Origin of the sequence: Coleofasciculus sp. B1-GNL1-01, assembly GCF_040220235.1 — a bacterium.
Classification (GTDB): domain Bacteria; phylum Cyanobacteriota; class Cyanobacteriia; order Cyanobacteriales; family Coleofasciculaceae; genus Coleofasciculus.
In genome coordinates, this window is record NZ_JAVJTO010000053.1 from 81522 (window position 1) to 106938 (window position 25417).

General features: G+C 46.6%; 21 protein-coding genes. 10 read left to right on the plus strand and 11 right to left on the minus strand.

What is annotated here, in order from left to right:
* Positions 1–309: 309 nt before the first annotated feature.
* The 6 genes from RID53_RS13765 to RID53_RS13790 all read right to left on the minus strand — a co-directional run bounded on the left by RID53_RS13765 (position 310) and on the right by RID53_RS13790 (position 7443).
* Positions 310–2388, minus strand: a complete 2079-nt coding sequence (locus RID53_RS13765; RefSeq protein WP_446388641.1) for a ShlB/FhaC/HecB family hemolysin secretion/activation protein — start codon at positions 2386–2388, stop codon at positions 310–312.
* 23 nt (positions 2389–2411) lie between these two features.
* Entirely contained in the window at positions 2412–2576 is a 165-nt protein-coding gene (locus tag RID53_RS13770) for a hypothetical protein (RefSeq protein WP_446388642.1), read from the minus strand.
* A 154-nt stretch (positions 2577–2730) separates the two neighbouring features.
* Positions 2731–3297 carry a hypothetical protein gene (locus RID53_RS13775; RefSeq protein ID WP_446388643.1) on the minus strand — a complete coding sequence of 189 codons (567 nt, stop codon included), beginning with the start codon at positions 3295–3297 and terminating at the stop codon, positions 2731–2733.
* Between the two features lie 146 nt (positions 3298–3443).
* A complete protein-coding gene (locus RID53_RS13780) occupies positions 3444–4697 on the minus strand; it encodes a DUF4912 domain-containing protein (RefSeq protein ID WP_446388644.1) in 1254 nt (417 codons plus the stop codon).
* A gap of 707 nt (positions 4698–5404) precedes the next feature.
* Positions 5405–6823, minus strand: coding sequence for an LCP family protein (locus RID53_RS13785; RefSeq protein WP_446388645.1), 1419 nt, complete (start codon positions 6821–6823; stop codon positions 5405–5407).
* Positions 6824–7065: 242 nt separating this feature from the next.
* Entirely contained in the window at positions 7066–7443 is a 378-nt protein-coding gene (locus RID53_RS13790) for a hypothetical protein (protein WP_446388646.1), read from the minus strand.
* A 55-nt stretch (positions 7444–7498) separates the two neighbouring features.
* On the opposite strand from RID53_RS13790, the gene RID53_RS13795 reads away from it, so the two are divergent.
* Entirely contained in the window at positions 7499–7702 is a 204-nt protein-coding gene (locus RID53_RS13795) for a hypothetical protein (RefSeq protein ID WP_446388647.1), read from the plus strand.
* A gap of 362 nt (positions 7703–8064) precedes the next feature.
* Here RID53_RS13795 and RID53_RS13800 read toward each other — a convergent pair whose 3' ends face one another.
* The gene (locus RID53_RS13800; RefSeq protein ID WP_446388648.1) at positions 8065–12573 is read right to left on the minus strand and encodes a CHAT domain-containing protein; all 4509 of its coding nucleotides are present in this window, start codon (positions 12571–12573) and stop codon (positions 8065–8067) included.
* 442 nt (positions 12574–13015) lie between these two features.
* Between RID53_RS13800 and RID53_RS13805 the strand changes: the two genes are divergently transcribed.
* Positions 13016–13225, plus strand: coding sequence for a hypothetical protein (locus tag RID53_RS13805; protein ID WP_006100380.1), 210 nt, complete (start codon positions 13016–13018; stop codon positions 13223–13225).
* Positions 13226–13265: 40 nt separating this feature from the next.
* Entirely contained in the window at positions 13266–14204 is a 939-nt protein-coding gene (accD, locus tag RID53_RS13810) for an acetyl-CoA carboxylase, carboxyltransferase subunit beta (RefSeq protein WP_446388649.1), read from the plus strand.
* Positions 14205–14460: 256 nt separating this feature from the next.
* Here accD and RID53_RS13815 read toward each other — a convergent pair whose 3' ends face one another.
* Positions 14461–14670: a hypothetical protein gene (locus tag RID53_RS13815; RefSeq protein ID WP_446388650.1), complete on the minus strand. Its 210-nt coding sequence runs from the start codon at positions 14668–14670 to the stop codon at positions 14461–14463.
* Positions 14671–14713: 43 nt separating this feature from the next.
* On the opposite strand from RID53_RS13815, the gene psbV reads away from it, so the two are divergent.
* From psbV to RID53_RS13850, 7 genes are all read left to right on the plus strand, one after another.
* Positions 14714–15202, plus strand: coding sequence for a photosystem II cytochrome c-550 (gene psbV / locus RID53_RS13820; protein WP_446388651.1), 489 nt, complete (start codon positions 14714–14716; stop codon positions 15200–15202).
* A gap of 226 nt (positions 15203–15428) precedes the next feature.
* Positions 15429–15878: a photosystem II cytochrome PsbV2 gene (psbV2, locus tag RID53_RS13825; protein ID WP_446388652.1), complete on the plus strand. Its 450-nt coding sequence runs from the start codon at positions 15429–15431 to the stop codon at positions 15876–15878.
* A gap of 23 nt (positions 15879–15901) precedes the next feature.
* Positions 15902–16030 (plus strand): hypothetical protein, encoded by a 129-nt coding sequence (locus tag RID53_RS13830; RefSeq protein ID WP_446388653.1) that lies wholly within the window; start codon positions 15902–15904, stop codon positions 16028–16030.
* A 111-nt stretch (positions 16031–16141) separates the two neighbouring features.
* Entirely contained in the window at positions 16142–17980 is a 1839-nt protein-coding gene (locus tag RID53_RS13835) for a hypothetical protein (RefSeq protein ID WP_446388654.1), read from the plus strand.
* Between the two features lie 758 nt (positions 17981–18738).
* Entirely contained in the window at positions 18739–19743 is a 1005-nt protein-coding gene (locus tag RID53_RS13840; RefSeq protein ID WP_446388655.1) for a DMT family transporter, read from the plus strand.
* Between the two features lie 51 nt (positions 19744–19794).
* Entirely contained in the window at positions 19795–19914 is a 120-nt protein-coding gene (psbX, locus tag RID53_RS13845) for a photosystem II reaction center protein PsbX (protein ID WP_446388656.1), read from the plus strand.
* A 225-nt stretch (positions 19915–20139) separates the two neighbouring features.
* On the plus strand, positions 20140–20964 hold the full coding sequence (locus tag RID53_RS13850; RefSeq protein WP_446388657.1) for a Ycf66 family protein: 825 nt from the start codon (positions 20140–20142) through the stop codon (positions 20962–20964).
* Between the two features lie 197 nt (positions 20965–21161).
* On the opposite strand, the gene RID53_RS13855 is transcribed toward RID53_RS13850, so the two are convergent.
* The 3 genes from RID53_RS13855 to RID53_RS13865 form a co-directional block, all read right to left on the minus strand.
* A complete protein-coding gene (locus RID53_RS13855) occupies positions 21162–21764 on the minus strand; it encodes a hypothetical protein (RefSeq protein WP_446388658.1) in 603 nt (200 codons plus the stop codon).
* A 202-nt stretch (positions 21765–21966) separates the two neighbouring features.
* Entirely contained in the window at positions 21967–23604 is a 1638-nt protein-coding gene (locus tag RID53_RS13860; RefSeq protein ID WP_446388659.1) for an S-layer homology domain-containing protein, read from the minus strand.
* A gap of 553 nt (positions 23605–24157) precedes the next feature.
* Positions 24158–25402: a hybrid sensor histidine kinase/response regulator gene (locus RID53_RS13865; protein WP_446388660.1), complete on the minus strand. Its 1245-nt coding sequence runs from the start codon at positions 25400–25402 to the stop codon at positions 24158–24160.
* Positions 25403–25417 lie beyond the last annotated feature (15 nt).

A 25417-nucleotide genomic window follows, 5' to 3' on the forward strand; every position in this document is an offset into this window, starting at 1 on the left:
GGTCAACCCCTAGTCGCTCTAAGCATTAAGCTGTCATGCATTTAAATTGGGAATGGGTAGCGAGCAAGATGCTCGCACTACGGCAAGGATTTCGCCATTATTGATATTAAGGTTTACATGCCGAACAGCTTAGCTTGAATTAACCTACCAGGCGGAGAACTGGAGTTCATTATTCCGTTGTTCCTTGCACCCTTGCTCCTTCCTTTCTGCCCTCTGCCTTGTCTTCACCTAAGTATGAGTATTCAACCGGACATGATATGAAACTTCTCCTGTTCGCTCAAAACCAAAGTCCAGTACTTAAACTTTTACTTAAAACTGATAGCGAACCGAAAAGTGAAATCCCTCATCTTGAGCATTTTTACCCTGATCCTCCAGTTCTACTAAAGGTAAACCATAGTCAAGGCGCAAATCTAATCCAGGTAGCGGTTGCCAAAGTATTCCCATACCCAGACTGGCTAAAAACTGTTCTTGAGGCAGAATATTCTGATTATCAGGATTATTCCACACCCAACCCGCATTGAAAAATGGCGCAATTTGGAACGTTGACGCACCTGATGCATTTTCCTCTAAGGTGATCCGGTCTTCTAGGAATAATCGCACCCCATTATCACCGAGGCGAATGTTCTGTCGATAGCCGCGCACGGATTGAGCGCCACCAATGACAAATTGTTGCGACGGTAAAAGAGTGTTGGGGGTTAGTTGAATGTCAGCCCCCATAATTAAAAAATGACCATCACTGAAAATTTGAACTCGTTGGATCTGACCCAGCCAGCTCAAAAAACGTCCATCTGGAGTGGGATCGGGATTAACGGTAGCATCCAACCAGCCTGTACCCAGACTAAAGAGCGATCGCACTGACCAGGCTCCTCTGGAATCACGACGTAGGTAGTCTTGTCCAAATTGAATCACACTGGTGCGGGTTATCCCGTCTGCATTGGCGCCAGGACTTAAAGGGTTAGGCATATTCAAAAAAAATGTCTGACTTTCCCTATGGCTAAAACCCAGGGATAGGGCGAATCGTTCACGGGCGGTGCGAATTAAGGGTTGAGTAAAACTAATCTCATACTGTTTTGATTCCCCCTCAATACCGAATTGAGCAAAGGGTTCGGCTGTGACTTGATTGCGATCAACGCTGGCTTGCACTTGCAGCGTGCCATTTTTCGGATTCAGGGGAAGGCGATAGCCCATGTTAATCACCTTTGAGCCGCCCGTGGTGGAATAGGAGGAACTAGCCGTCAGTTCATCCCCATACCCGGTTAGATTACGATAGCGTCCATTTACGCCCAATCGTTCTGAACCCACGCTGGGCGGTGAATAGTTATCGACGGTGAAGCTACCTTCAAAGGGATTGGCTTCAACCACACGAATAATTAAATTGCTTTTTCCCGGTTGACTACCAGCACGAAGACTCGCGTCTACAGACTCAAACAAGGGATTCGCCCGCAGTAGCCGCAATTTATCTTCCAAGCGAGCGGTATTTAGGGGTGTGCTGACGCCTAGCTGAATCCGATTCTGGATATAACTGGGTTTAAGGCGGCGAATCCCCTCAATTTTAATCTCTTCCAGACTCCCTTCCAGGACAAAAATCTCTACGACACCATCAGTAATAACCTGGTCTACTAGAATGGCTCTTGAGGTGATGTAGCCACGATTTAAATAGAGTTGAGTGATGGCATCGGCAGCCTGTTGCAATTGTTGTAGGGTAACCGCTTCGCCTTCCAAGGGTTGGACAATGGGATTGAAGTCCTCGGGTTCAAAGATAGTGCTACCTGTGACATTGATTTTCTCGATTTGAATCATCTCCAGGTTAGAATTCGTGGGACGAGAGGGAGTGGGTTCAGGTTGGGTCAATGGTGGGGACTGATCAGGACGTAAGGGTTCAGGACTAGGCGTGGGTTGAGGAAAACGATCGTCCGGATTGGGTTGGATGGTTTCGGGGTTGGGAATCGTGGGCGGGGTTTGTGCGATCTGGAGATCATCCAGGTCAGTGTAATCTGGGGTAAAAATAGGGTTGAGTGATGAGTGTATAGGGATGGGTTTTACTTCCACCGTATTGAATGGGAGGTCTTGGGTTAGTTCATGTTTCTCTAAAGAGAGATCATTGCCGTCTACTATGCCACTTGACTCTTTTCCTGGGAGCCATTTACCCTCTGTCCTAGAGTCATCTTCTGCCTTCTGCCCTCTGCCCTCTGCCTTCTGAAAACCTTCTGCCTCCTGAGATTGCTGCTGAGAGAGTTCCATCAGATTGGGTGGGTTGACGGGTGTCTGGCTCATCTGAGACACAGACATCGGAGTTGTACCCAGCGCCGTTGGTGCATGTAAACCCATAATCCCCACCCAAACAGGTGTCAGTTGTCCCAGAATCTGCCCCTTTAAAAACATCTGCATGAAAAGCTTACTCCCCGACTCTTTCATCGTTGAGCGCCCCTAGCGACTAATTGTTCTGGAATAACTGCTCCTAAGCTCATACTATAGAGTCCAGCGCCTAAATATCGCGTCTGATGTTCTACTCTACTCTTCGAGGAGGGTTTAGCCCAAGCAGAAACCGCTTGCGCCTCTATGTCATTTGTACGCACAGTTTTTTTACCAATGACCAAAGTTCAGACGCGCCCTGGTACGTCTTGACGGCGGTATTGTCATCCCTTCAGGAGCAAGGAATTTCTCCCATACCCGACACCTTACACCCGATACCCTACACCCAGTCTTCCTTTTAGCTTTCTTGTCACTCCTTCAGGGTTCTACCTCTGACCAAAGCCGTTCTAAGCGCCGTTGCCATTGTGCCAAGACTTCTTCGGTTTGTTCTCTGGATTCCATCTCACCCATCAAACCTTCCCGATAAAAGCGATCCAGAGTTTGCAAGGTTGTCTCAAAGGATTGCCCTTGCTGCTTTGCCGCTCGAATGATTTGACGAATTTGACGGTCTACAAACTGGTCAAAGCTAGAGTCTAAACCCTGTTGACACAAAGCAACCAATCGTATAAGTGCATAACCAAAATCATCAGGGTCAAGCGTCTCCCGCTTATGTTGAAAGACGCCCCAAAGCACATTTTGATTCAGGGCATAGCGAGTGTCCTGAGTTTCATCAAAATTGGCTTCTAGGAGTTGTTCCAGAAAGGGTTGGGCGTCTTGAGCTGATGCTATGGGAACCAAAATTCTTAGCCAAGACTGGTCTGAGGATAGCAGGATTAACACTCTCAGTTGAGGTGTTTCCACCTGCCATGTCCCTGATTCTACCTGTTGAACCGCCTGGGAATTAAAAAGTTCTGTCAGCTTGACAGTAATTTCTTCGGGTTTCATCTTGTTTTTTCCAGAGAATTTCGTAAAAAAATCCCCCGACAGTGGTCAGGGGACACTTCTAGAAGTATGAAAGATTCGGGATGAAGTGTGAAGTGGCAAGATTGACGATAGTTATTCGTTATCCTTTGTGCTTCACCCTGTAATCGTTACAGCCATTCGGGAACCATTTCTTCTTTGGTGTTGGTATTGCGTGAGGGCGTCTCGCGGGTAAATTTCATCTGAATTGAGCGAGTTTGTTCGCCATCTGCTGCGACTGCCATGATGGGATAGTCGATCAAACCATCTTGGAAGGACATCTGGAAGCGGAAGGTTCCGTCTGGGTTTAGTTTAATTGGACGCCCGCCAATGGTTACGGTGGCATCGGGTTCGGTTGCACCGTAGACAATCAATTCAGCATCGGCAACCAACCAGAACTGACGAGGACGAATGGGTGGCATAGAAGCAGACATCCCCATCCCGACTCCGGACATGCCAACACCGGACATGGTTAAGCCAGACATGGTGGGTACAGCCCACATCCCTACCCCAGAGGGGAAGATGTAGGAACTGACGGATTGAGACGGAGCCATCGATCCAGGAACATGCTGCATTGAACCGTACATAGAACCCGCGACGCGCTGAGCTTCGGCAGATTTTGCCATGCCAAAGATTTCGTCGTAGATGGGGTTGTCGGTATGGGCGGTATCTGCGGTAATCGGTTGGCGCTTGCTGGGAGGAACCAATTCGTATACCGTCTTGCCTTGGAGTTCTTCCTCCCAGTTAACGGTGATGAATTGATCTTCAATCCAGTCACTGGGATAAACCGGGGGAACATGGACGGGTGTAGAACGGGCTAGGATTAACCAACGACCATCGGCACAACGATAACCGATATCCACTACGTAGTCGCGATCGCTAACGGGTAGCGGTAAGTACCATTCCCGTGCTAATTCGTCACAGGGATATTCCTGAATGCTATGGGCGCTTTGGTATTCCAGGTTAATATCGGTGACATCATAAATCCGCAGCGCTAATTGCTGTCCGCCCTGACGCCGCAGATCTTCCTTGTGTTCATTCGGAATATCCCAGTAGGTATACGCCCATTGAGGATCGCGGGGCATGAGGACGATCCGACTTTCTCCATAGCCAGCGGGTAAATCAGGTAATCCTTCGTCTACAGATGCTAGATCACCGCCAGTGCGATCGTCTTGACCGAGTTCAAATTTAGATGCTTCCACTTCTGGTTGTGCCTCCACTGTGCTAGTTGGACTGAGTGAGATTTTGGTATGTTGGACTTTTTGAATTTCTGCCAGTAACTGTGCTTTACGCATCCGGCTATACCGTGAGATGCCGTATTCACTCGCAACTCTACGCAGTTGCCGTAAGGTCATCTCTTCTAAAGGTGGGCGTTCTTTTGCCATGAATATGCTCTCCAATTGTTAGGTCGGTAGGTTGTATCTCTCCTGGTGAATCAAAAAATGGGGATCATAATTTAACAACATCGCATTTGATATTTGATAAAGGTTGATGATTCCTACCGCCTTGGAGTAAGTCAGTCTCGGTGACGTATTGCTTTCGTCTTTCGTTTGGGCAGGTACAAACTCACGCACGACTTACTCTTTAGGCTGACGTTGGGATTACTCCCGATAACACTTAGATTTCTCCAGTAAGGATCACAGAAATACTGCTTTGAGTATTTCTTTGGGATCGCTGTTATTTATCTATGTACCAGAAAAGCCTTAGGTGTGGTCAAGGAGATCAAGACGCCAATTTTCAAGAATTGACGAATTTTCAAGCTTACCGGGGATCGCAATGTCATAGTTTCATGACATTTACGAGAAAAGGGGGATCGCTTAGTGGTGAGGGGGAGATGGGGGAGCGGTGTAGAGACGTAGCATGCTACGTCTGGGAGCTGGGGGAGATGAGGGAGATGGGGAAGGTGAGGGAGATGAGGGAGATGGGGGAGATGAGAGAGATAGAGGAGTCATGTTCCAGGCGTGATGACAGAAGCATCTGTCTGTAGGGGCGGGTTTAGGGACTAATATTGATTGTTATCCCTAGCTTGGCAGCAAAACCCGCCCCAACCAAATGACAAATGACAAATGACAAATGACAAATGACAAATGACCTAGAAATTAAAAAATCCCTCATCCGAAGAGAAATCCTGGTGTTCCAGCCAATCTTGACCCAACTGAATGGTCACATCGGAGGCTAGAGAACCCGTACTTTCAACCCGAACCTCACCAAATCCCAAATCAGCGCGGATAGCCGCAGCGCTGGCTTCGTCTCCTTGTTGGGCGATGATGCGGGTGACGCGCAAGGGTTCTGCCCAGGGTTCGCCGACATAATTATTTCGATAACCTGCTTCTGTTAGGGTACTGATTAGGGATTGAACCGCTTCTGGATTATCGGTACTATCTTGAATCGCCACCCGCAAATAAGCTGGATCAATATCGGAGAGTTCGCTATAACCTTGATCGAAATGTTGAGCCACCATTTGTCGAATCTGGCGGTGGTTTGGTAACCAGTAACTGACTTCAGTTTCTCCGGTACCGTTAAACCGCCCCGGAACCATTAACATTTGTACATCAGACCGTTTACTATCAACAGCGAATCCAATCAAAGCCACCAATTCTTCAACGCTTAAGTTGGTGTCAATGTGAGACTGAATCACCGATAAAATTTTAGGCAGTCGGGCTAACGTTGTAGGATTGAGTGCTTGTTCTATTAATGCCCGCATCAGTATTTGCTGACGCTGTACTCGACCGACATCCCCATATTTGTCATAGCGAAAGCGCAAAAATTGCATTGCCTGCTCGCCATTCAAATGCTGTTTGCCTTGCTTGAGGTTGATATAAAGATGTTGAGAATCATCTTGATATTTCATGTCCTGGGGAACATACACGGTGACACCACCCAAGGCATCCACGAGCTTTTCTACACCTTGAACATTCACTCGCACATAACGGTCAATCCCTACACCATCGAGGAGTTCACTGGCTGCCTTTGCTGTTAATGCGGGTCCCCCATGGTAATTCGCGGCGTTGATTTTGATCAAACCATACCCTTCAACGTAGGTTTTGGTATCACGGGGAATGGAAAGGACATTTAATTTTTGGTTGGTGGGGTCAAACCGAACCAACAGCATGGTGTCGGAATGCCCATCAAAGGAATTTACCAGTGCATGGTAACCTAAGTCCTCCTCTGTGGGTTCATCCAAGTCAGAGGTGAGAACTTTTGTCCCCAAAATTAATATATTGACAGGTCGTGTTAATTCGGGCAGTCGCATACTATTGCGAGTAATACTGCCTTTTTCGCTAAAGACGGCTGCCTCATCATCACTCAGTTGGCTTTGCAGTAAAGGCATACTCGATAGCGAAACAGCAAGCATTGCCCCGGCTGTCGCGGATAACATGGCGACGCCAGTAAAGCCTAACCACAGCCAAAGCCAATGTCCTCGTTTAGCTTTAGCCGATTTCTTTTTCGGCGGTTGACTCCTCTTTTTTTGTCTTGGGCGGGGTTGTTCGTAGGTTTTTCGAGCTGGCACTTGGTTTCCTCACACACACATAAGCGATCAGGATGGGTTTGGGCAGATGATACACGCCGATGCCCTCATTGCTTACCCTGAGTCTGATTTAGAGCGTTTGACACAAACACTCATATCAGGTTTTCTCACCGTTTGGGGCAAAACCAGGCAAATACGGCAAAAGATGAGAACAGTTGATCAACTTCAGGCAAAAAGCCCATCACCATTTTCCTATAACTGGACAACCCAAACGCTGAAATCGTTTACTCAGATAGATGCTTTCGCACTTTTCCTTCCGCAACCTGGCTAATCCCAGGGAGACGGGGTAACTTCCCTTGCCCCAAGCGCACCATGAGCCAAACACTGGCTAAAAAATACCCAGAGGTGAGCATGGTATTCATAAATAACAGGCGGAAGCTCCAAAACTCGGTGAGCTGCGCCCCTGACAATAATAAAATGTAGCCTACTAGCCAAGCGAAAGCCAAGGTTACGGACAAACGACTCACGGCTTGCTGTTCTCGTGTTCCTTGACGACGGTAGAGTGTCCACAGTGCCGGAAAAAACCCGATCACGGGCAGCAGGTAGGCAAATAGCTGTAAACGTTGGAGGTTTTGATTGTCCAATCGGTCGAGGTGATTCATTGGTGCTAAAAAAGGGAATAATATCACAACCGCATACCAGATGGCATAAAAACTTATGGGTATTCAATTCAATTTCATTGTCAAAGTCTTAATTCTCTCCCTTGGCATTTCCCTGCTGATTAAGTACGCCAGTCCTAGTTTACCCCCTATTCCGGCAACGTCTGGGAATGCCCTGATTGCTGTACTCACACCTGCTATGATTTTGGCGATCGCTCTTTTGTGGCGCTTCTGGCAATTTCGTCAGCATCCGGTTGAGTAGTAAGCTGTTCGGCATTTAAACCTTAATATCAATAACGGCGAAAGCCTTGTAGTGCTAGTGCGAGCATCTTGCTCGCTACTAATACCCAATTTAAATGCATGACAGCTTAGTCAATACTCAGTCAGGGCGGGTTTTGCACAAATGTTATCATCAATAATCAAAGGCAAGTCCCTAAACCCGCCCCTACAAATTTAAAACAAATGGCAGTGAAAATCTGGATTTTGGGTTCACCGGAACCCTGGATATATCGTAGGACATCAGTCAAGAAACCGGGTTTCTTTGGGTGAAAGGTTAATATTGTTGTCATCCTCACGAGAAACCCGGTTTCTAGGAATACTTGACCATGGCGCGTCTCTACACCCTTACCAAGGACTTCCCACTAATGTAAATGCACTCCAAAAATAAGGGTGAGTAAACGCCTTATCCTCAATTCCCGCTAATTCTTCAGGTAAATCAATCGTGCTATTGGGAGTAATCAATTGCCCATTTTCAATCCTCACCTGACCCTGAATCATCGCTAATTGGGTTTGTCGCAGCGCTTCGGCTTTAATTGGGACTTGCTTTAAGTTTTGATAAAACGTGGTCATTAATCCCAATGTCCCTTCATCACTGACATACCAGAGGCTTCCTAAAGCTGATTTGACTCCAGCTTGTACCGCTAATCCGGTAAATCCTAACTCAGCTTCTTGATTTCCTAATGCGGTTCGACAAGCACTTAATACCATTAGTTCTACGGGTGGATTATGTAGTCCAAGTTGGCGAATTTGATCCAGGGATAGTCTCGTATTCCAAAACTGGATGTAGGAATTTTCTGGTTTACCTGGTTTAAATTCACCATGAGTTGCCAAGTGGACAATACCAAAGGGTTGATCCGCCCGTGCTGCTTTTAGATTAGCGGGAGTAAACGTAGAATTAAGGAAGGATTCACCTTGCCATAGTTTATCTGCGATCGCGGATAATTCTACTGGCACAGCAGGTAAGGGATTTTGCTCTGTAAATTCAGACGCTCCCATTGCCAAAACTTGTAAATCCCTCACATCCACATAACGAGTATCCGTTAGCGACAAACTCGGCATAAACCCAATACTATAGCGTTCAACAATAAAACCATTCCCATCATGAAGCGCCGCCACAGGTAATGAGCGCAAACCCTGATCCATAATAAAAGCCAAATTATTAATCTCCCTCTTTCGTAACTCCTCCTCCAACGGAGCAATTAACCACTGATATAATTGTTGGGCGCTAGGAAGATACGGACGAGGAATACGAATATCCGTAACCGCACGACGGAAACCTTTTACCATTTCCATCACCCTTTCCCGCGTCGCCCCCGGAACAACAAATCGAATCGGTTCCCCTTCAGCCGTAACCAAAATCAACTCCAACTGCGCCCCATCTTCCCACACCTCCTCAGCCAAAACCATAGACTCCCAACCACCAACCCCCTCTGCGAACCTCTGCGCTTCCCTCTCTTGACCTCTGCGTTTTCTCGTCTCAACTTCCACTCTCCCACCATCATCTCCAACACCATTTCCTGGCACAAACACCGCATAAATCAGAGCTGGTTTCACCCCAGTCGCCTGTTCAATACTTTGTAGAATAGCTTGGGTTTGTGCCAGAGTAATAATTGGCGTATTGCTGAGTTTCCAATAGTTTTCATATTGATTGGTGAATGACCCTTCGATTGCTAAAACCGAATTGAAAACCGGGGAATTATTGATCACACTATCATCTAAGATATTTACCGATTCTCTGATCTGATAACAGTATGGAGGACATAGACCGATGATAGAGAGATTGTCTAGACCGATGATAGTAGGATTGTCGGTGATAATCCGAATGTTGCCAAGAGTATAATTACCTGGAAAGGATTGGAACGGGGAGATAGTAAAGTCACCACTGCTGATAGCAGAAGTTGTACCGTTTGTTGTCGCATTACCCACTTCAAAGGGAGTGTTACGCAAGCCACCACCATGACGAATAGTAATATTACCGTCTTCTACTCCGCCAGCCGTGGAGATGCTAGCTTCTTGATTTAAGTTTGGTGGTATGTCGTTTGGATCAATCCTACCGGGAGGAATTTCCTGTAAAGCAGCGAATACAGAACCTGTAACTTGGACAAAGCCAGCAGAATTGACTTCTACATTTCCCCCTCTACCTGTACCCAGGCTTTGAGTATTGATGACAAAAGTTTCGACATCACCAACCGTACTGGTTAAGCGAACATCACCTCCATTCCCCTCCCTAGAACCAGAAAGCACTCCCCCATTGGAGAGAGAACCATAGGCTGTGACGGTTATATTTCCTCCATTTCCAGCCCCTTCAGATCCAGAGACAAGCGATCCAGCTATTATTGCACTCAGAGGAAAAAGACTTTTAGGTGTTTGTGGTGACAATTCTTCAGGAGAAACATTGATCAGAGACAGAGCCGTCTCAAATGCTTCAATAGAAGTCAGTCCTTGCAGCGTGTTGATAGTACCAACTGTACTGGTGAGGTTGATAGATCCTCCATTTCCTAGTCGAGAGGCAGAAACGACTGGACCAGTAATAATATTATCCCTAGCTGTAACTGTAATGTCCCCACCCGTTCCCTCTTCTCCAGAACCCGAAATAATCCATCCTGTGTCGCGAACTATCTCATCGTCGATTCTAAGTTCACCTGCTGAGGTATCGATGGCACCGTTTTGGCTAATGATTTCAATTTGACCCCCATTGCTTTGATCAGAACTGGAAACAATTGGACCCGTTGCAATATTACCAAAAGCACGCAGAGTGATATTTCCACCTCTGCCAGAACTTTCAGAATAGGAAAATACGGCTCCAGACGTGTCTTCTACAGTTCCTCTTGTTGAATCGATTAATATTTCTCCTGTTTGACTAATCAGGGTAATATTAGCACCATTACCCTTTGATGAACTCGCATTAATTCCTCCCGTAGTAATTGTCCCGTTCGCTTCAAGTTGAATTGCACCACTATTCGGACTTGGAGAGCTAAACTCTACCCCTCCTATAGTGACATTACTGGTCGTTAAAAGTCGATTTGTGCTAATTTCACCACCAGCATTGACTTCAATATTTTCTAAACTACCTAGGTCAGCCGTGGTAATATTGCCATCGGCGGTGAGGCTAATGCCACTACCTGATACCAATGTTCCAGCATTGATGCTCTCTGCTGAAATTTCTATCCTCCCTTGGGTGAAGATAGTGTCCCCTGGATTCATCGAAAAAGATCCGCCTGAGTTGAAAGTAATTGAACCCCGAAGACTAAAACCGGGAAAATTGATAGGATCAAGTCCCAGAAAGTCATCACCTAAGCCTTCAATAGTAATGGTGTTAGTTGCTTCTAATAGAACATCATTGAAAGCCGCTAAGGCAACTAACTCTGACTCAAAAATGATTGTTGGTGTGATGTCATTGGAAAGTATTTGACCGGGACTGCCAAAGGGATTGCCAGAAAAAGTAAAAGGTGAGGTATCTAGGTCATCACCATCTCCCACATCGTCACGGATTAAAATGTCTGTGGGGTCAAGCAGTAAAGTACCAACGTTACCGTTGTCAGCAGTGGTATCTGCTGTACCCCCAAACTTAAGCTCTTTTTTCCCGGAGACTTCCACTAAGCCGCCATCCCCAGTGTTTAAACCGCCACGGGCGCTAATGTTGCCAGAAAATGCAGTTTGCCCATCCGCCCAGACAATCACAGTTCCGCCATCACCTGCGGTTAAAGCATCAGCCTGAATCGTAGAATTTTCATCAACTAATGTGATATCAGCATTCGGAATTATTCCTTCACCTTGATAATCGCCACCAATGCGAACAGTTCCGCCATTATTTGTCCCCGATGCGTCAATATTGGCAGAAATTAACCCTACGGTTTTGCCAATAATATTTATCTCGCCGCCAATGGCTGGTGAGGGCGAATAGACGTTTGCCGATGCATTTTCAATATTAGAGACATCAATAGTGCCAGAGATAATGGTAATGTCTGTTTCATTGGGAAGAATTAAGTCAGAATCGGTTAATTTCACCGTTTCGGCTGAATCCACCTCAACACCTGTCTCCAGGTTTTCCTCTGTTCCCGTCAACAATTCAGCTAAATCTAAGGGTGTAAAGGGAATAACTTGTCCCGAACTATTCACCAATGGTTCAACCTCCAAAGACAGCAATTGTCCGGCTTGAGAAATCTTGACCCGATGAGAACCGGGAACGGCTGCAATGGTAATTCTTCCTCCCGGTGCTGTTAGTTCTCCCGTATTAATAACCGTACCACCGAGTAAAGTTAAATTCTGACCCTGGGAGATAGCTAAATTTCCGGCATTAATAATACTTCCAGGCTGAGATACATCAAAGATAAACTGTCCAGGATTTCCGACGAATTGCTGATACTCATTTGTGCCAAAGGCATTGAACCAACCATTCTCGCCAAACCCAATCCCTGTAGCTGTTGTCGCCATAAAATCCGCCGGAACATTTAATTGAGCATTTTGCCCAAACACGATTCCCGCCGGATTCATTAAATATAAATTGGCATTTCCCCCTGTCACCTGAATCAAACCATTAATCAACGAGGGATTTCCGCCCATCACTCGTCCGAAAATATTGTTGAGGTGTGGATTTGCCAAAAAGTTGGCGATTTCACCTGCATCTAAGCCAAACTCCTGGAAACTGTGGAATAGATTGGTTTCGTCACTTGACAAACTGCCGCCATTAATGTTATGTGTATCTCCCTGTTGGTCAACAGTTGTACCCGTTCCATCGGATGCTGGGGTAATTGATTGTGCGAGTGTTTCTGAACCAACAAGACTCCCCACTATGGGCAGAAGAATAGCTGGAGTAACAGACAGCAAGCTCAAGTACCATGGAGCAGATTTCATGAGATACACCTGAGACCTATTCAGTTGAATTTTACTCCCCGCTGGCAAGGGTTAAATCAACAAGCAATAAAACGCTAAGAAACGAGAAGATACTTGAGATTTTGTGATTTTACGATACTTTGGGGGGGTTGGTGAAAATTAACTCAACACCCGACAAGTTCTTTCAACAGGACTTACGCACAAATGCCATTTATGGTAGGGACACGGCATTGCCCACCCGTGTCAACTTAAGCTCAACCCCTCTCCCCGATTGATTTTCGTTATGGATGTTAGCAGTGCTTCACAGTTTAGATCCCCCTAAATCCCCCTTCAAAAGGGGGACTTTGATCGTTTCGGGAAGCGAGTATGACATAAGACGAATGACGAATGACATAAGACAAAGGACAAATAACGATCGCAAACGAGTAAAATAACTCTTGTCTTGTGATCATCCTGCTTAATTTTGACCACCTGGATCACGCTGAAAACAACTCATACCCGCTGGGAAGCCGAGCTGATGCAGCAGGTTCTGGCAGCTCACGACATCCCTAGTCGGATTATTGATCAGGGTATCCCGTCCTATTTTGGGGCGGGAAGTCCGGCTGCGTTGCAAGTTCGCTCCTACGATCAATGGACAGCTTTGTTATTGCTCAGTTCTCCAGACGAGGAATAAGCAGAAATATCGGATAATTATTAAGGAATTAAAACATTTCATGTCTTTATTTGACTGGTTTGCCAATCGACGAAAATCAGAACCGATTCCCCAACAACGACGGGAACGGGAGATTGCTGATGGATTGTGGACAAAATGTGAGGCGTGTGCGGTTCTCACCTATACTAAAGACCTGAGAGCCAATCAAATGGTTTGCTCGGAATGTGGTCATCATATCCGGGTTTATAGCGATGAACGGATTCGCCAGCTTATCGATGGGAATACCTGGATACCCCTGGATGAGCAAATTCGCCCCACTGATCCGCTAAAATTCCGCGATCGCAAATCCTATACAGATCGCCTACAAGACTACCAAGCCAAGACTCAACTGACTGACGCCGTGCAAACCGGGATCGGACAGATTCATGGATTACCCATCGCCCTTGGCGTCATGGATTTCAGATTCATGGGCGGGAGTATGGGTTCGGTAGTGGGCGAAAAACTGACCCGCCTGATCGAACAAGCCACCCGCCAACGCTTACCTGTGGTGATTATCTGCGCCTCTGGCGGGGCGAGAATGCAAGAAGGCATGTTAAGCCTGATGCAGATGGCAAAAATCTCTGGGGCGCTGGAACAGCATCGTCAAGCTAACCTACTCTATATCCCTGTATTAACCCATCCCACCACCGGAGGCGTTACGGCGAGTTTTGCCATGTTAGGGGACATTATCCTGGCTGAACCCAAAGCTACCATTGGCTTTGCGGGACGCCGAGTGATTGAGCAAACCTTGCGCGAAAAACTCCCCGACGACTTTCAAACCTCTGAATATCTACTCCAGTACGGCTTTGTCGATGCGATCGTCCCTCGCACTCAGTTGAAAAAGACGCTAGCACAGCTTATCCGTCTCCATCAACCCTTTCCCACCTCACCTACTGTGGTTTCCCATTCAGAACCGATGACGTTGATGGCGAAAGGCGCTGATCATACAACGGAGTTTTGAGGGGGAGGGTTTTGTGAGTTTTTACTTATAAATCTTTGACGTAAAAAACTTCTTGAGAGAAAGGCGTCCCCAGGATGGCATCATATTCATAGTGAAATGACTCAATCTCAATTTCGTCAGTCAATTATTATGGGGTTTTCAGACCGATCAAAGCTGGACATTACTGCTGAATACACGGTTACCACAAAAAAGATACCCGATCCAGGTAAACCGTTGGGAATCATTGAAAGACTGAAATTCAACAACCCTAACCTAGCTATCGCTTGAGGTTAGGGATTGCCAGAGACAAGGCGGGTGACGTAAGAAACGATGGGCGGCTTGTGCATTCCCTGTTTTCTGTGAAGAGTTCACTGAAAATCCGTAGTGTGACATCTTTAAACGTGCAGACTGTCGGTTTGATCCCCAGGAGTGGTTGACGGCGATGCCCTTCAGGTAGAGGATAAGCTACAGGTTGAGCAATTTTCATGCATTTAAAACGAATGAGCCAAATTTTCCAAGGAGAACCCCGAATGAAACGATTGATCTTGCTGGCTGTGGCAATGGTATTCTTTGTATTTCAAATAGCGGTGAGTAGCGCAACCGCTCTTGAACTCAGTGAGGACATTCGCACCGTTCCCGTGAATGAACAGGGTGATACCACTGTTCTCAGCCTAGAAGAAGTCGCCAAAGGCAAACGTCTGTTTAACGATAGCTGTAGTCAATGTCATATCGGCGGCAGAACCAAGACAAACCCTAACGTAACCTTACGTCTGGAAGATCTGAAACTGGCATTCCCGCCTCGGGACAACATTGCCGCTCTCGTAGACTACATGGAAAACCCGACAACCTACGATGGATTTACGGAGATTTATGAATTCCACCCCAGTACTCGCAGCGCCGATATCTTTCCTGAGATGAGAAATCTGACGGAAGATGATCTCAAAGCGATCGCGGGTTATATTCTAGTCCAGCCGAAAGTCCAAGGTATCATGTGGGGAGGCGGTAAGGTTTACAATTAAATCCGGCTTTTTCTGAATGATTCATTGAAGGGTTGAAAGGAGACGATTAAAAGGTTGGAGTTAAAAGCATTCAACGTTTAATTGGCTATTATTCAACCCTTCATAAACCAAAAACAAAAGACAAAAAACTTAAAAACTAATGCTGACTAATTGGATTAAAATATTTCGCCTTAGCCATTCCTACCGATATAAATTTTTTTCAGTTCGCGGTCTTTTCGCTACGTTGATGGCTATCTCTATCGTCTTTATCGCCAGCTCTCCGGCTTATGCGATAGATGACTACGTTAAACGCTTCTTAAAGGTGACTGAACCCATTGCGTTAGATTTAGATGGACAGGGACAAACCCAGCAATTCACCCCAGAAGATTTGGCTGAGGGGAAAGAACTGTTTAAAGCCCATTGCATCAATTGTCATGTTGGCGGAACAACCCTACAAGATCCCAGAGTTTCCCTGGGACTAGAAACATTAGCGGGAGCAACCCCACCTCGCGATAATGTCGATGGGATTATCTCTTTTCTTAGAGAACCCATGACTTATGATGGCAGCGCCCCAAGTTTTTGGTGTCGCCAAGTCCCAGACACTTGGATGCCACAGGAGCAAATTGAAAAGTTAGCTGCATTTGTCCTGAGAGCGGCTCAAAAGGCTCCCGGTTGGGGTGGGAAGGCTTCATCTTAAGTTGTAGAAGTAGAGACGTTCCGGTGGAACGTCTGGAAGATGGGGAAGATGGGGAAGATAGGGAAGATGGGGAAGATAGGGGAGATGGGAAAGCCATGGTGATAATCGGACACGGCAATGCCGTGTCCCTACCAAAGCTTAGGGATAATTGATTCGTAGGGGCACGATACTATCGTGCCCTGATCTCGCTTCTTCCCCAGCTCCATTACTAATACGTCATAATGGGGTGTAAATTTTGAGAGTAGCGCTCAAGCTTTGAGCAAATGAAAACAGCGACGCGCCCAGAGGAATTAACGGATTTAGGCAACTGCTTACAGGAGGACTTGCAGTCATACCTGCATGAGAGCATTCCTGTTCAAGTTCGGTGTCGGCGAAGTGATAAACGGTTAGCGATTTGGGTACAGCATCCCGCCGAGGCGACGCTGGATCAAGATGAGATTCTCGCCTTTTTAGAACAAACGATCCGCAGCCAATATCCATTGGTGGCTCAACAAGCAAGAGTTAACCTGCTGCGAGCTGGAGAAAAAAAACCTTACATTTCGCGATCGCTTTCCCTTGATTTCTCTGAGCGTGAACCCGAAACCACAACCCCCTCTGACGCGGATTCGGTAGAAACGAACGCCACAGAGGAGACTAACCCCCCGTCTGAAACGGAAACTCCACAAAACTCAGACTCGGACGAAACACAAGCCGCCTCATCCCATCCGTGGGATCAACCGATTCCGGAGGTAAACGATGAAGAGGAAGCCGATGAGTCAGAATCTGAACAACCGCCGTCAGTCAAGCTCAGGTTAAAATCATCCTGGTTACCTTTGGTAGTAGCGGGTGCTGGGTTGAGTCTGGTGGTTTTCTTTAGTACGCTTTATGTCCTGACTCGTCCTTGTGTCATGGGTAAATGCACGGTTTTGCCAGAAGCGGAACAGTTAAGTCAGACATCAGCAGAAACCCTGCAAAACCCAGAATCGGGAAAAGCGGTTTTGGAAGCCCAGGAGCAGTTACAAGAAGCGATTCAATTAGTAGCGGCGATTCCGCCTTGGTCCGGTTACCGCCGCCAAGCACAACAACAACTCCAAGTCTATCAGTCTCAATCCGAAACCGTGGCGGATATGGTGGAGGCACTGAAAACGGCAGCTAGAGCCGGGTATGAGAGCCAAAACCCGCCGCATCCGGAATCGAAGTGGCGGGAAGTTCAGAACCTCTGGCGAGACGCGATCGCGAAATTGGAACAGCTACCCACCGATAGCAATCTTCAACCTTTAGCCAAAGCCAAAATTAAGGCGTATAAGACGAATTTAGAGGAAATTAATCAGCGACTCCTTAAGGAACGAAAAGCTCAGGAACATTTAAACGCGGCTCAAGAAGCGGCGCGGATGGCTGAGGTGCGTCAAGGTATTGCCCAATCCTTATCAGACTGGCAATTAGTTTATGCCACTTGGCAAGCGTCGATGCGGCGTCTTAAACAGATTCCCCAAGGGACAACTCCTTATGAAGAAGCCCAAGAGTTATTGGCGCTGTATTTACCCAAACTTGCCAAAGCCCGCGATCGCAAAACTCAAGAACAAATTTCTGCCAATGCCTATAATCAAGGCGTGCGGTTAGCTCAACTGGCGACGGATTCTCAAAGCGATAAGCAATGGTCAGTCGCTCTGGTTCACTGGCGCAATGCCTTAACCTATGTCAATCAGGTACCCCAAGAGACCTATTACTATGCTAAGGCACAATCTTTGGTTGAACCCTACCGAGGTGCGCTTAAACAGGCTCAAAACCAGCTTCAGTTAGCCGTCAAGATGCAACAAGCCCGTCGGGATCTTAATCAAACCTGTTCAGGGACACCCAAAATCTGTACCTATACCATTGACAATCAGATGATCAAGGTGCGGTTAACCCCTGCTTACGTCCAGATGGTGCAACAAGGGGCAATGATAGCTAAAGCCCAAGGCGACTCAGATACTCATGCAGGTCTTGTGAATCACATTTTGACCTTGGGAGAAGCGTTGGAAGTGATTAGCGATAATGCCCAATTGCGAGTAGAGGTTTATACACCAGAGGGTGTGATGATTCAATCCCATAATCCAGCTCAGTCAGTCGGTGGGGATAATTAGGGTCTGCTGAATAAGTGTTGTGGTGAGGGGAAGCTGGGGGAGCTGGGGGAGCTGGGGAAGCTGGGGAAGCTGGGGGAGCTGGGGAAGCAAGGGTACATTTTCCCTGAGCAAGGTGATGCCATACTTAACGTTAATGGCTAGCGTTAATGGCTAGAATTGTCATTTGTCATTCGTTTAAATTGTAGCGGCGATCGCAGGTTTTTATTAAAACAATACGCCTGTTCTATGTCAGAAGCGGCTTGGCGAAATGAGCCGACTTTCTGGCTGGAAGAGGATGATCTTGGTAACTGTACAATCAGACTTTTAGTCTTGCCTTGAACTCAAGTATTTTAAGGAATACAGTGTAATATAACAAAATATTAATTTCAGTAACAAAATACAAAATAATTGGAGTTTAGGTCACTCTTAAACCTTAAGATACCTAGTAGCGTTAGCTGAAAAGCCACGCTTCTACGATCCAAAAACTCAAAAAGGATTATCCTCCTGAAAAGATAGTCTTTCTTTGCGCCTTCTGGCACGAAGCCAATTAGACCCACTTCAGTGAGTTTAAATGATTTGTGAAAACAGAGGCAGCGGAAAAGGGTGCTATTTCCCAACTGAGGGAAATTTCATTGGATATAGATATCTGCATGTTGAAAACACAACAAAATCGATGAAAAAGGCTAAGTAATAGGCTATAGCAAGACGAGTGATTTAGATAATTTATCAATTATTTTTATCGAAATTATAACGATCAAATTACTTTCTATGGACTTGAAATGATACAGAAAACTCAACCGTTACACTTATCTAAATCTCAGCTCAATCCTAGTCCAACGATGATGGCGATCATTGCAATATTTACCGCCATCGTGGCTTTATCCCTTGCGGCTATATTTATCCGATTGAGTGAACGAGAACTTGGTCCATTTGCCACCATCTTTAATCGCTTCTGGATTGCCTTTATCGTCTTATGGCTATTGAACCAGTCAAAGGCGCGATCGCAACACGATGAAAAATCGTCTATACCTAAGTCAGAGTATACGCTTCGCGATTGGATCATGTTGATCGCGGCTGGCGTTATGTTTTGGGGATGTTTGGCACTTTGGGCATGGTCTCTCACCCAAACAGGTGTTGCCAATTCCACCATCTTACATAACCTGACTCCCTTGTTTACGACCCTGGGAGTATGGTTGATATTCGGTCAACACTTTGACAATCGGTTTCTGATTGGGTTGATGATGGCAATGGTGGGAGCAACTGCCCTAGGACTTGATGATTTACAAGTCGCAACCGATAACTTTGCCGGAGATATTGCCGCGTTGTTATCCGCCCTGTTTTCCGCCGCCAACTTGATGCTGATTGAAAAACTGCGTGCTAAGTGGGATGCCACAAATATTATTATGTGGTGCTGCTTAGTGGGAACAGTGGTAACCTTACCCGTTGTCCTGCTAGCTGAAGACAGACTGTTCCCGATTTCGGGTTCAGGATGGTTATCGGTTATCGGTTTAGCGGTTGTCTGTCAAGTTGTTGGTCAAGGACTTCAGGCATATAGCCTCAAACGCTTGTCTTCTGGCTTAGTGGGTGTGTTCCTGCTCCTTGATCCGGTACTAGCGGCTTTGGTGGCGTGGGTTCTGTTTGCAGAACACTTAAGTCTGTTTAACGGATTCGCGTTTGCTGTGGTTTTACTTGGCATTTATATCGCTAAATCAAGTCACTACGCTTCTCAAGTTATGGAAAAGGACTCCCAACCCAGGCTTTGTGTAGCCGCTAAACCATCTTGAACCCGTTAGGGTAAAATGAGTATGAACAATAGTTACAAGGATTAAAGTTCTATGACGCCCTCATTAGCCAATTTTTTATGGAGTCTGGTTCTGGGTGGAGTGATTGTAGTGGTTCCCGCCACCGTTGCTTTGATCTTTATCAGCCAGAAGGATAAAATCCAACGCTCTTAAGCTTGGGAGCGTCATTTGTTAACCGCCCGTCAAGGAACAGGGTAGCCCAGCCAGTCGCTACCCTGTTTTCGCGCTCTAGCTAGCTGAACCTAGACTTTTGGGTAAAATGAGCTAGGACAGGAAGCCGTACCATCCCAATTGGGTAAACAAATTTTGACATAGCCAGTTAAGGTAGAGATTTATCGGCAAAACTCGCTACCATAGGACTGACTTAGGAGAGCAGCAATGGTAAATTTTGGGCTGAACTCAGCCAGTATTCTGGGTATTTTCTTGGCAGTTGCCGGAGCAGGGCTTTATTTCCTGCGATCGGTACGTCCGGAGTTAGCACGAGATCATGATATATTCTTCGCCGCTGTCGGACTCTTGTGCGGCTTTATTTTGGTATTTCAGGGATGGCGACTTGATCCGATTCTCCAGTTTGGTCAGTTTCTGTTAACGGGTTCTGTGATTTTCTTCGCGGTTGAAACCCTGCGTCTACGGGGGATCACCACCGAACAAGCCAAGCGCAATACAAAAGTTGTCGATGACGAACGCCCGGTGAGCAACGTTTATCGTCAGGTAGCTGAACTCGATGAACTCGAACCGATAGAAGAGGAAGATCCCTACATTGGGCGTCGCCTGCGGGGAACAGCCGATTCTCGCTATAGCCGCAGCGACCGATACGAAGCCGAGGATCGTCGTCCGAGAAGTCGCAGCGTCTACGATGATTTCCCCCCAGAAGAACGCACCCGTCAACGCCGTTCACGCCCTGTGACTCGTTCGTCAAGACCGCCTGCGGACAGATGGGAGGCTGATGTAGATAATGACTGGGATGATAGACCCACTCCTCCTAGTCGTCGTTCTCGCCCTTCACGTCCATCAAGTCGCAATCCTGAACCTGACCCCGACTATCCGCCCAGAAGAAAGCGTCGTCCTCCCCAAGCATCAACGGTATCTGTGGCAGATCAAGAGGTAGAACCGCCTGCCAACGACTATGTGGATTATAAACCCATTGATCCCTTGGAGGACGAAGACGAGGACGACTACATGCCTAGAGGTTCAGAATACTAAGTCCAAGAAGGCATGCCAAATGAGTAGAGTTGGGTTTAGTTCCTGAACCCAACCTACTGGCGTAGCACACCTTATTTGATGAATTAGAATTACGCCCGGAAACTGTAGGGGCGCAAAGACTTGCGCCCGATTCAATGATAAAATCTAATCCACAACTTTAGCTGTGTCAGTCCACTACAAATTATAGGCTTCCTGGTTTAATTAGTCGCTAAAGCCGCGTTTAACAAAATAGCCAGAACAGAACGAATCGCTCGCAGTTCTTCCGGCGGTTCCCGTAAAAACTCAAAATTACTGGCACTAATTAAAGCATTGTACGCTTCAACCACAGCCGCAAACTGCTCAGGATCAACGGTGCAACCTTCTGTCAATCGGGTTAAGCTAGTCGCTAAATTCTGAGCCAGGGTCGGATTCGCCCCGGCATTCACTAGGGCATTTTGAATTTGGTTGACTCCTGCATTAACGTTGCCTGTTCGAGTCAAAACAAGGTCTAAGTTTTCCTGAACTGGTGATGGAATGGGAGACGTGTCATTACCAACACCAGGCAAATTCTGCTGGGCAAGTCGTTCATTCACTAGACAAGCGGCGTCTTCCACATTCGCTTGTATCTCAGATGTTCTATATCCGATAACGAGTTCACCACCTTCACCTGGAGCAAAACCGCCCACGATGTCACTGGTGGTAATAATATTGCCCGTAACATCTGATAGGACAGGCTTGGCTTGGCTCGATGCCGTCATCGATAAAATTCCTGCGACTCCCACAGCTAAACCTAGTCCAAACTGAAACGCAAAATGCCTCATTGTTCTACTCCTGATCTAACTAACGTTTGTATCGTTACTCCCTTCCCGGTCTCAGATTACCTCCCACCCGCTAGCTCAAACCCTAATTGTGAAGGAAAACTTAATGGTATTCTTCTGGCGGGATGGGAGTAGAAAGGTAATCGGATAGTCTTACTATGCCCTTACGCCAAGAATTGGAGGTGAATCAATCTGTACTTTCTTTTTAGAACGATAGTCCATAACCAATCCCCAAAATGAACCGAGGCTCATCGCCAGCGTTACCCGTCACATCAGCCACAGCCGGAGTAATCACCAGAGGAACACCCTGAATCGGTACAATTGAAGCGCCTAAATACAAATCTTGACCCGTCCAATCGGCAATTAAAGTAACAGGTTCTACAACTTGTAGACCAACACTACCGAAGACATTTGTTGTACCGTCTTTATCCTCAATAGCTTCTTCAGAACGGAAACGTCCCCCACCCAGACCAACGGAAGCAGTCAGCCGACCAAAGGGATCATTTGGATTTTCCCGCAAACGGAAAACTTTACTGACAACGCCATAAACACTCTGGTCGCCATCCGTGTTACCCCAAACAATGGCATTCTCTACACCAACTGCTACAGCGAGATCATCACCAATTAAGCGGTGAAGTTTGAAACTAACTCCGCCATCTTCAAAGGTATCGCCAAATAAGTCATAAATTGAAACAGCGGTTTCTAGAGCAACGATTCTCCTCGCATCACCGACGCCAAAACCGACCACAACAGCACCATCGTCTTCATCGAAAAACCGCACTTGCTCTTGATAGGTAGCACCGAAGAATATATTCCCCGTTTGAGCGCCAAACGCTGTTGGAGTATTAATACTGGAACCCCCGCGCACAATCCGACGCAATTGTTCTTCCACAGGCGGGGCTGGCAAGAGATACTGCCGTCGCAAAGCCGCAACTTGTTCCGGTGTCGGTGGTGGTGGTTCTTGGGCAATGGGTTCGTACCCGACAATGTAACGACTTGCCACAGTGGTGGGCGGAATTTGGGGTAATTGATTTTGGCTGACTAAGGATTGGTAAATAAAGGCAGCTACATCGGCACGAGTGGCAGTCTGATTCGGATTCAAGAACGCCACATTCGGATAATTCACCACCATCTGATTCACTGTGGCGGCGGCGATGTTATTCTGCGCCCAGTCAGGAATTTGAGCAGCATCCTGAAAGGTTTGATTCAATATGGCTGTGGTTTGAGCGGGAGCCGATAAATCCAACCCACTGACTAATGCCACTAGCACTTGCACACGGGGGATATTTTGATCGGGAAGGAAAATATTATTGGGATATCCTTCCATAAATCCCATGCGATATGCTTCTTGAATGGCTTCCAATGCCCAGAAGTTAGCTGGGATATCTGAAAACTGAGTGGCTGGACGTTCTAGGGGTTGGTTAAACGCCTGACGAATCATTGCCGCAAACTGAGCGCGGGTAACGGGGGCGTTCGGTCGAAATGTTCCATCCGGAAATCCCTGAATGATTCCCCGTGAAGCTAGACCTTCGATAAAGGCTTGCGCCCAATTGCCTTGAATATCTGGAAAGGTTGTAGCTTGAACGATTTGCCTACCCCGACTAGGCGTCGATTTCGGTGCTGTTTGGGCAGGTTGAGTTGTATTTGGGGCAGAGTTTTGGGGGCGCAGGGCATCAGCCCCCAGCATGTTATTTAGGAGTGATTCTCCTAATGAGCCTTTTTGATTGGCTTGTGGGTTGGTTTGCGCTTGGGCAATACTCTCAGGACTGGCGATGTTAGTTGCCACACTGAGTAAGGTGCTGCCCACCACTGAACCAATGACAATATATCCCCAATGGTGCATAGTTTTGCCGATTGGCTGAAAACAACCCTTAAACCTATATCTCCTCATCACTTTTGCTATGCTCCCGAAGCTGAGTTGTTAACTCAAAGGTACATGAGTTTTGCTGATTAATGCCTTAATTTATCTAAAAATTAGCGTGAATACTTCTGTTGTAACCCGACAGGGTTTAAGGGAAGTCTCCATGTCAATACACAATAATAGCTAAAATGTCAAGCATTATCGAACGTAATTACCGATTTCGTTTTGATCTGGTGTGACACCTTCAGGCTGATTAAATGTTAATTTAACCATAGTAAGCTAGCTTTGGCTAAAATGACATAGGGTTTTGAGTACGGGGGTTTCCTTGCCAATTGAGGGAATACAGTTGTTGATTGTTGCCAGCGGGTCGCCCGGCGGACAAAAGGTTGCCTGCTACCCCGTTGCCTAACTAGGGTCTGCTGAATAAGTCTTGTGGTGGGGTTAGAGAGCAGAGGAAGCAGAGGAAGCAGAGGGAGCATTTTCTCTACGGCTCCAAGTTTTGATAGCTAAAGGTTTCGGCTTTGTGCAGCAAGCCCTAACTAGACACGGTTTTGGCTGTGATAGAGGTAGGTAGCTCAATCCGAAATTCTGTATCCTTACCGGGTTCTGAAAAACATTGAAGTGAACCTTTATGCTGTCCGACAATAATTTGGTAACTAATAGCTAGTCCTAAGCCAGTACCCATACCAATCGGTTTGGTGGTGAAAAAGGGATCAAAGATACGGGCTTTAACCTCTGAGGGGATGTGAGACCCGTTATTGGCAATGCGAATCCTAATACGCTTATTGTCGAATTGTTCCGTCCGGAGACTAATCCGAGCGGGCATTGTACCTGGCTGATCTCTAATGGCGTCAATGGCATTGTTCAGAATATTCAGAAACACTTGATTTAACTGACAAGCATAACATTGAACTAAGGGTAAGTTGCCGTAGTCTTTGACTACCTCAATATTCAATTCCGGTTGATTCGATTGTAAGCGGTAGTGCAACATCAATAAGGTGTTATCCAGTTCTTGATTAATATCAACCGATTGCAAACCCGAACGATTTTGCCGGGAAAACTCTTGTAGAGAAAGAACCATCTTCTGGATGCGTTGGGTTCCTCGGCGCATTGATGATAAAACTTTCGGCAAGTCGTCAATGAGAAAGTTCAGATCGATGGTTTCAATTTTGTCAATCACATCGGGGGGAGGGTTAGGGGTGATTCCTTGGTAGAGATTGAGGAGTTCAATTAAGTCTTGGGTGTAGCGTTCAGCGTAACTGAGATTACTGTAAATAAAGGTGACGGGGTTGTTGAGTTCATGGGCTAATCCGGCGACAAGCTGCCATAAGCTTGCCATTTTTTCGGTTTGCACTAATTGTGCCTGAGTTTGTTGCAACTGTCGCAGGGCTTGACTTAACTGTTGAGTTAATTGGCGCGATCGCAACCCCGCCCTAACCCGTGCTAATAACTCTTCCATATCAATGGGTTTGGAGATAAACTCATCAGCACCCGCATCTAAGCCTTGAACGCGATCGGTAATTTGATCGCGCATGGTGAGTAAAATAATAAACGTGGTTGCCAATTCTGGATCGCCTTTCACTTGCCGACAGACTTCTAGTCCATCTAGACGTGGCATAATCCAATCACATATAATCAAATCCGGATGGAACAATTTAACCTGGCGTAGGGCTTCTTCTCCGTTTGGGGCGATCGCAACGTCGTGACTTTGACTCGTGAGTAGGTTTTTCAGCACAAGCTGAACCGTCAAATCGTCATCAACCACTAAAATCTTCGCCATAGCCGATTAACCGCA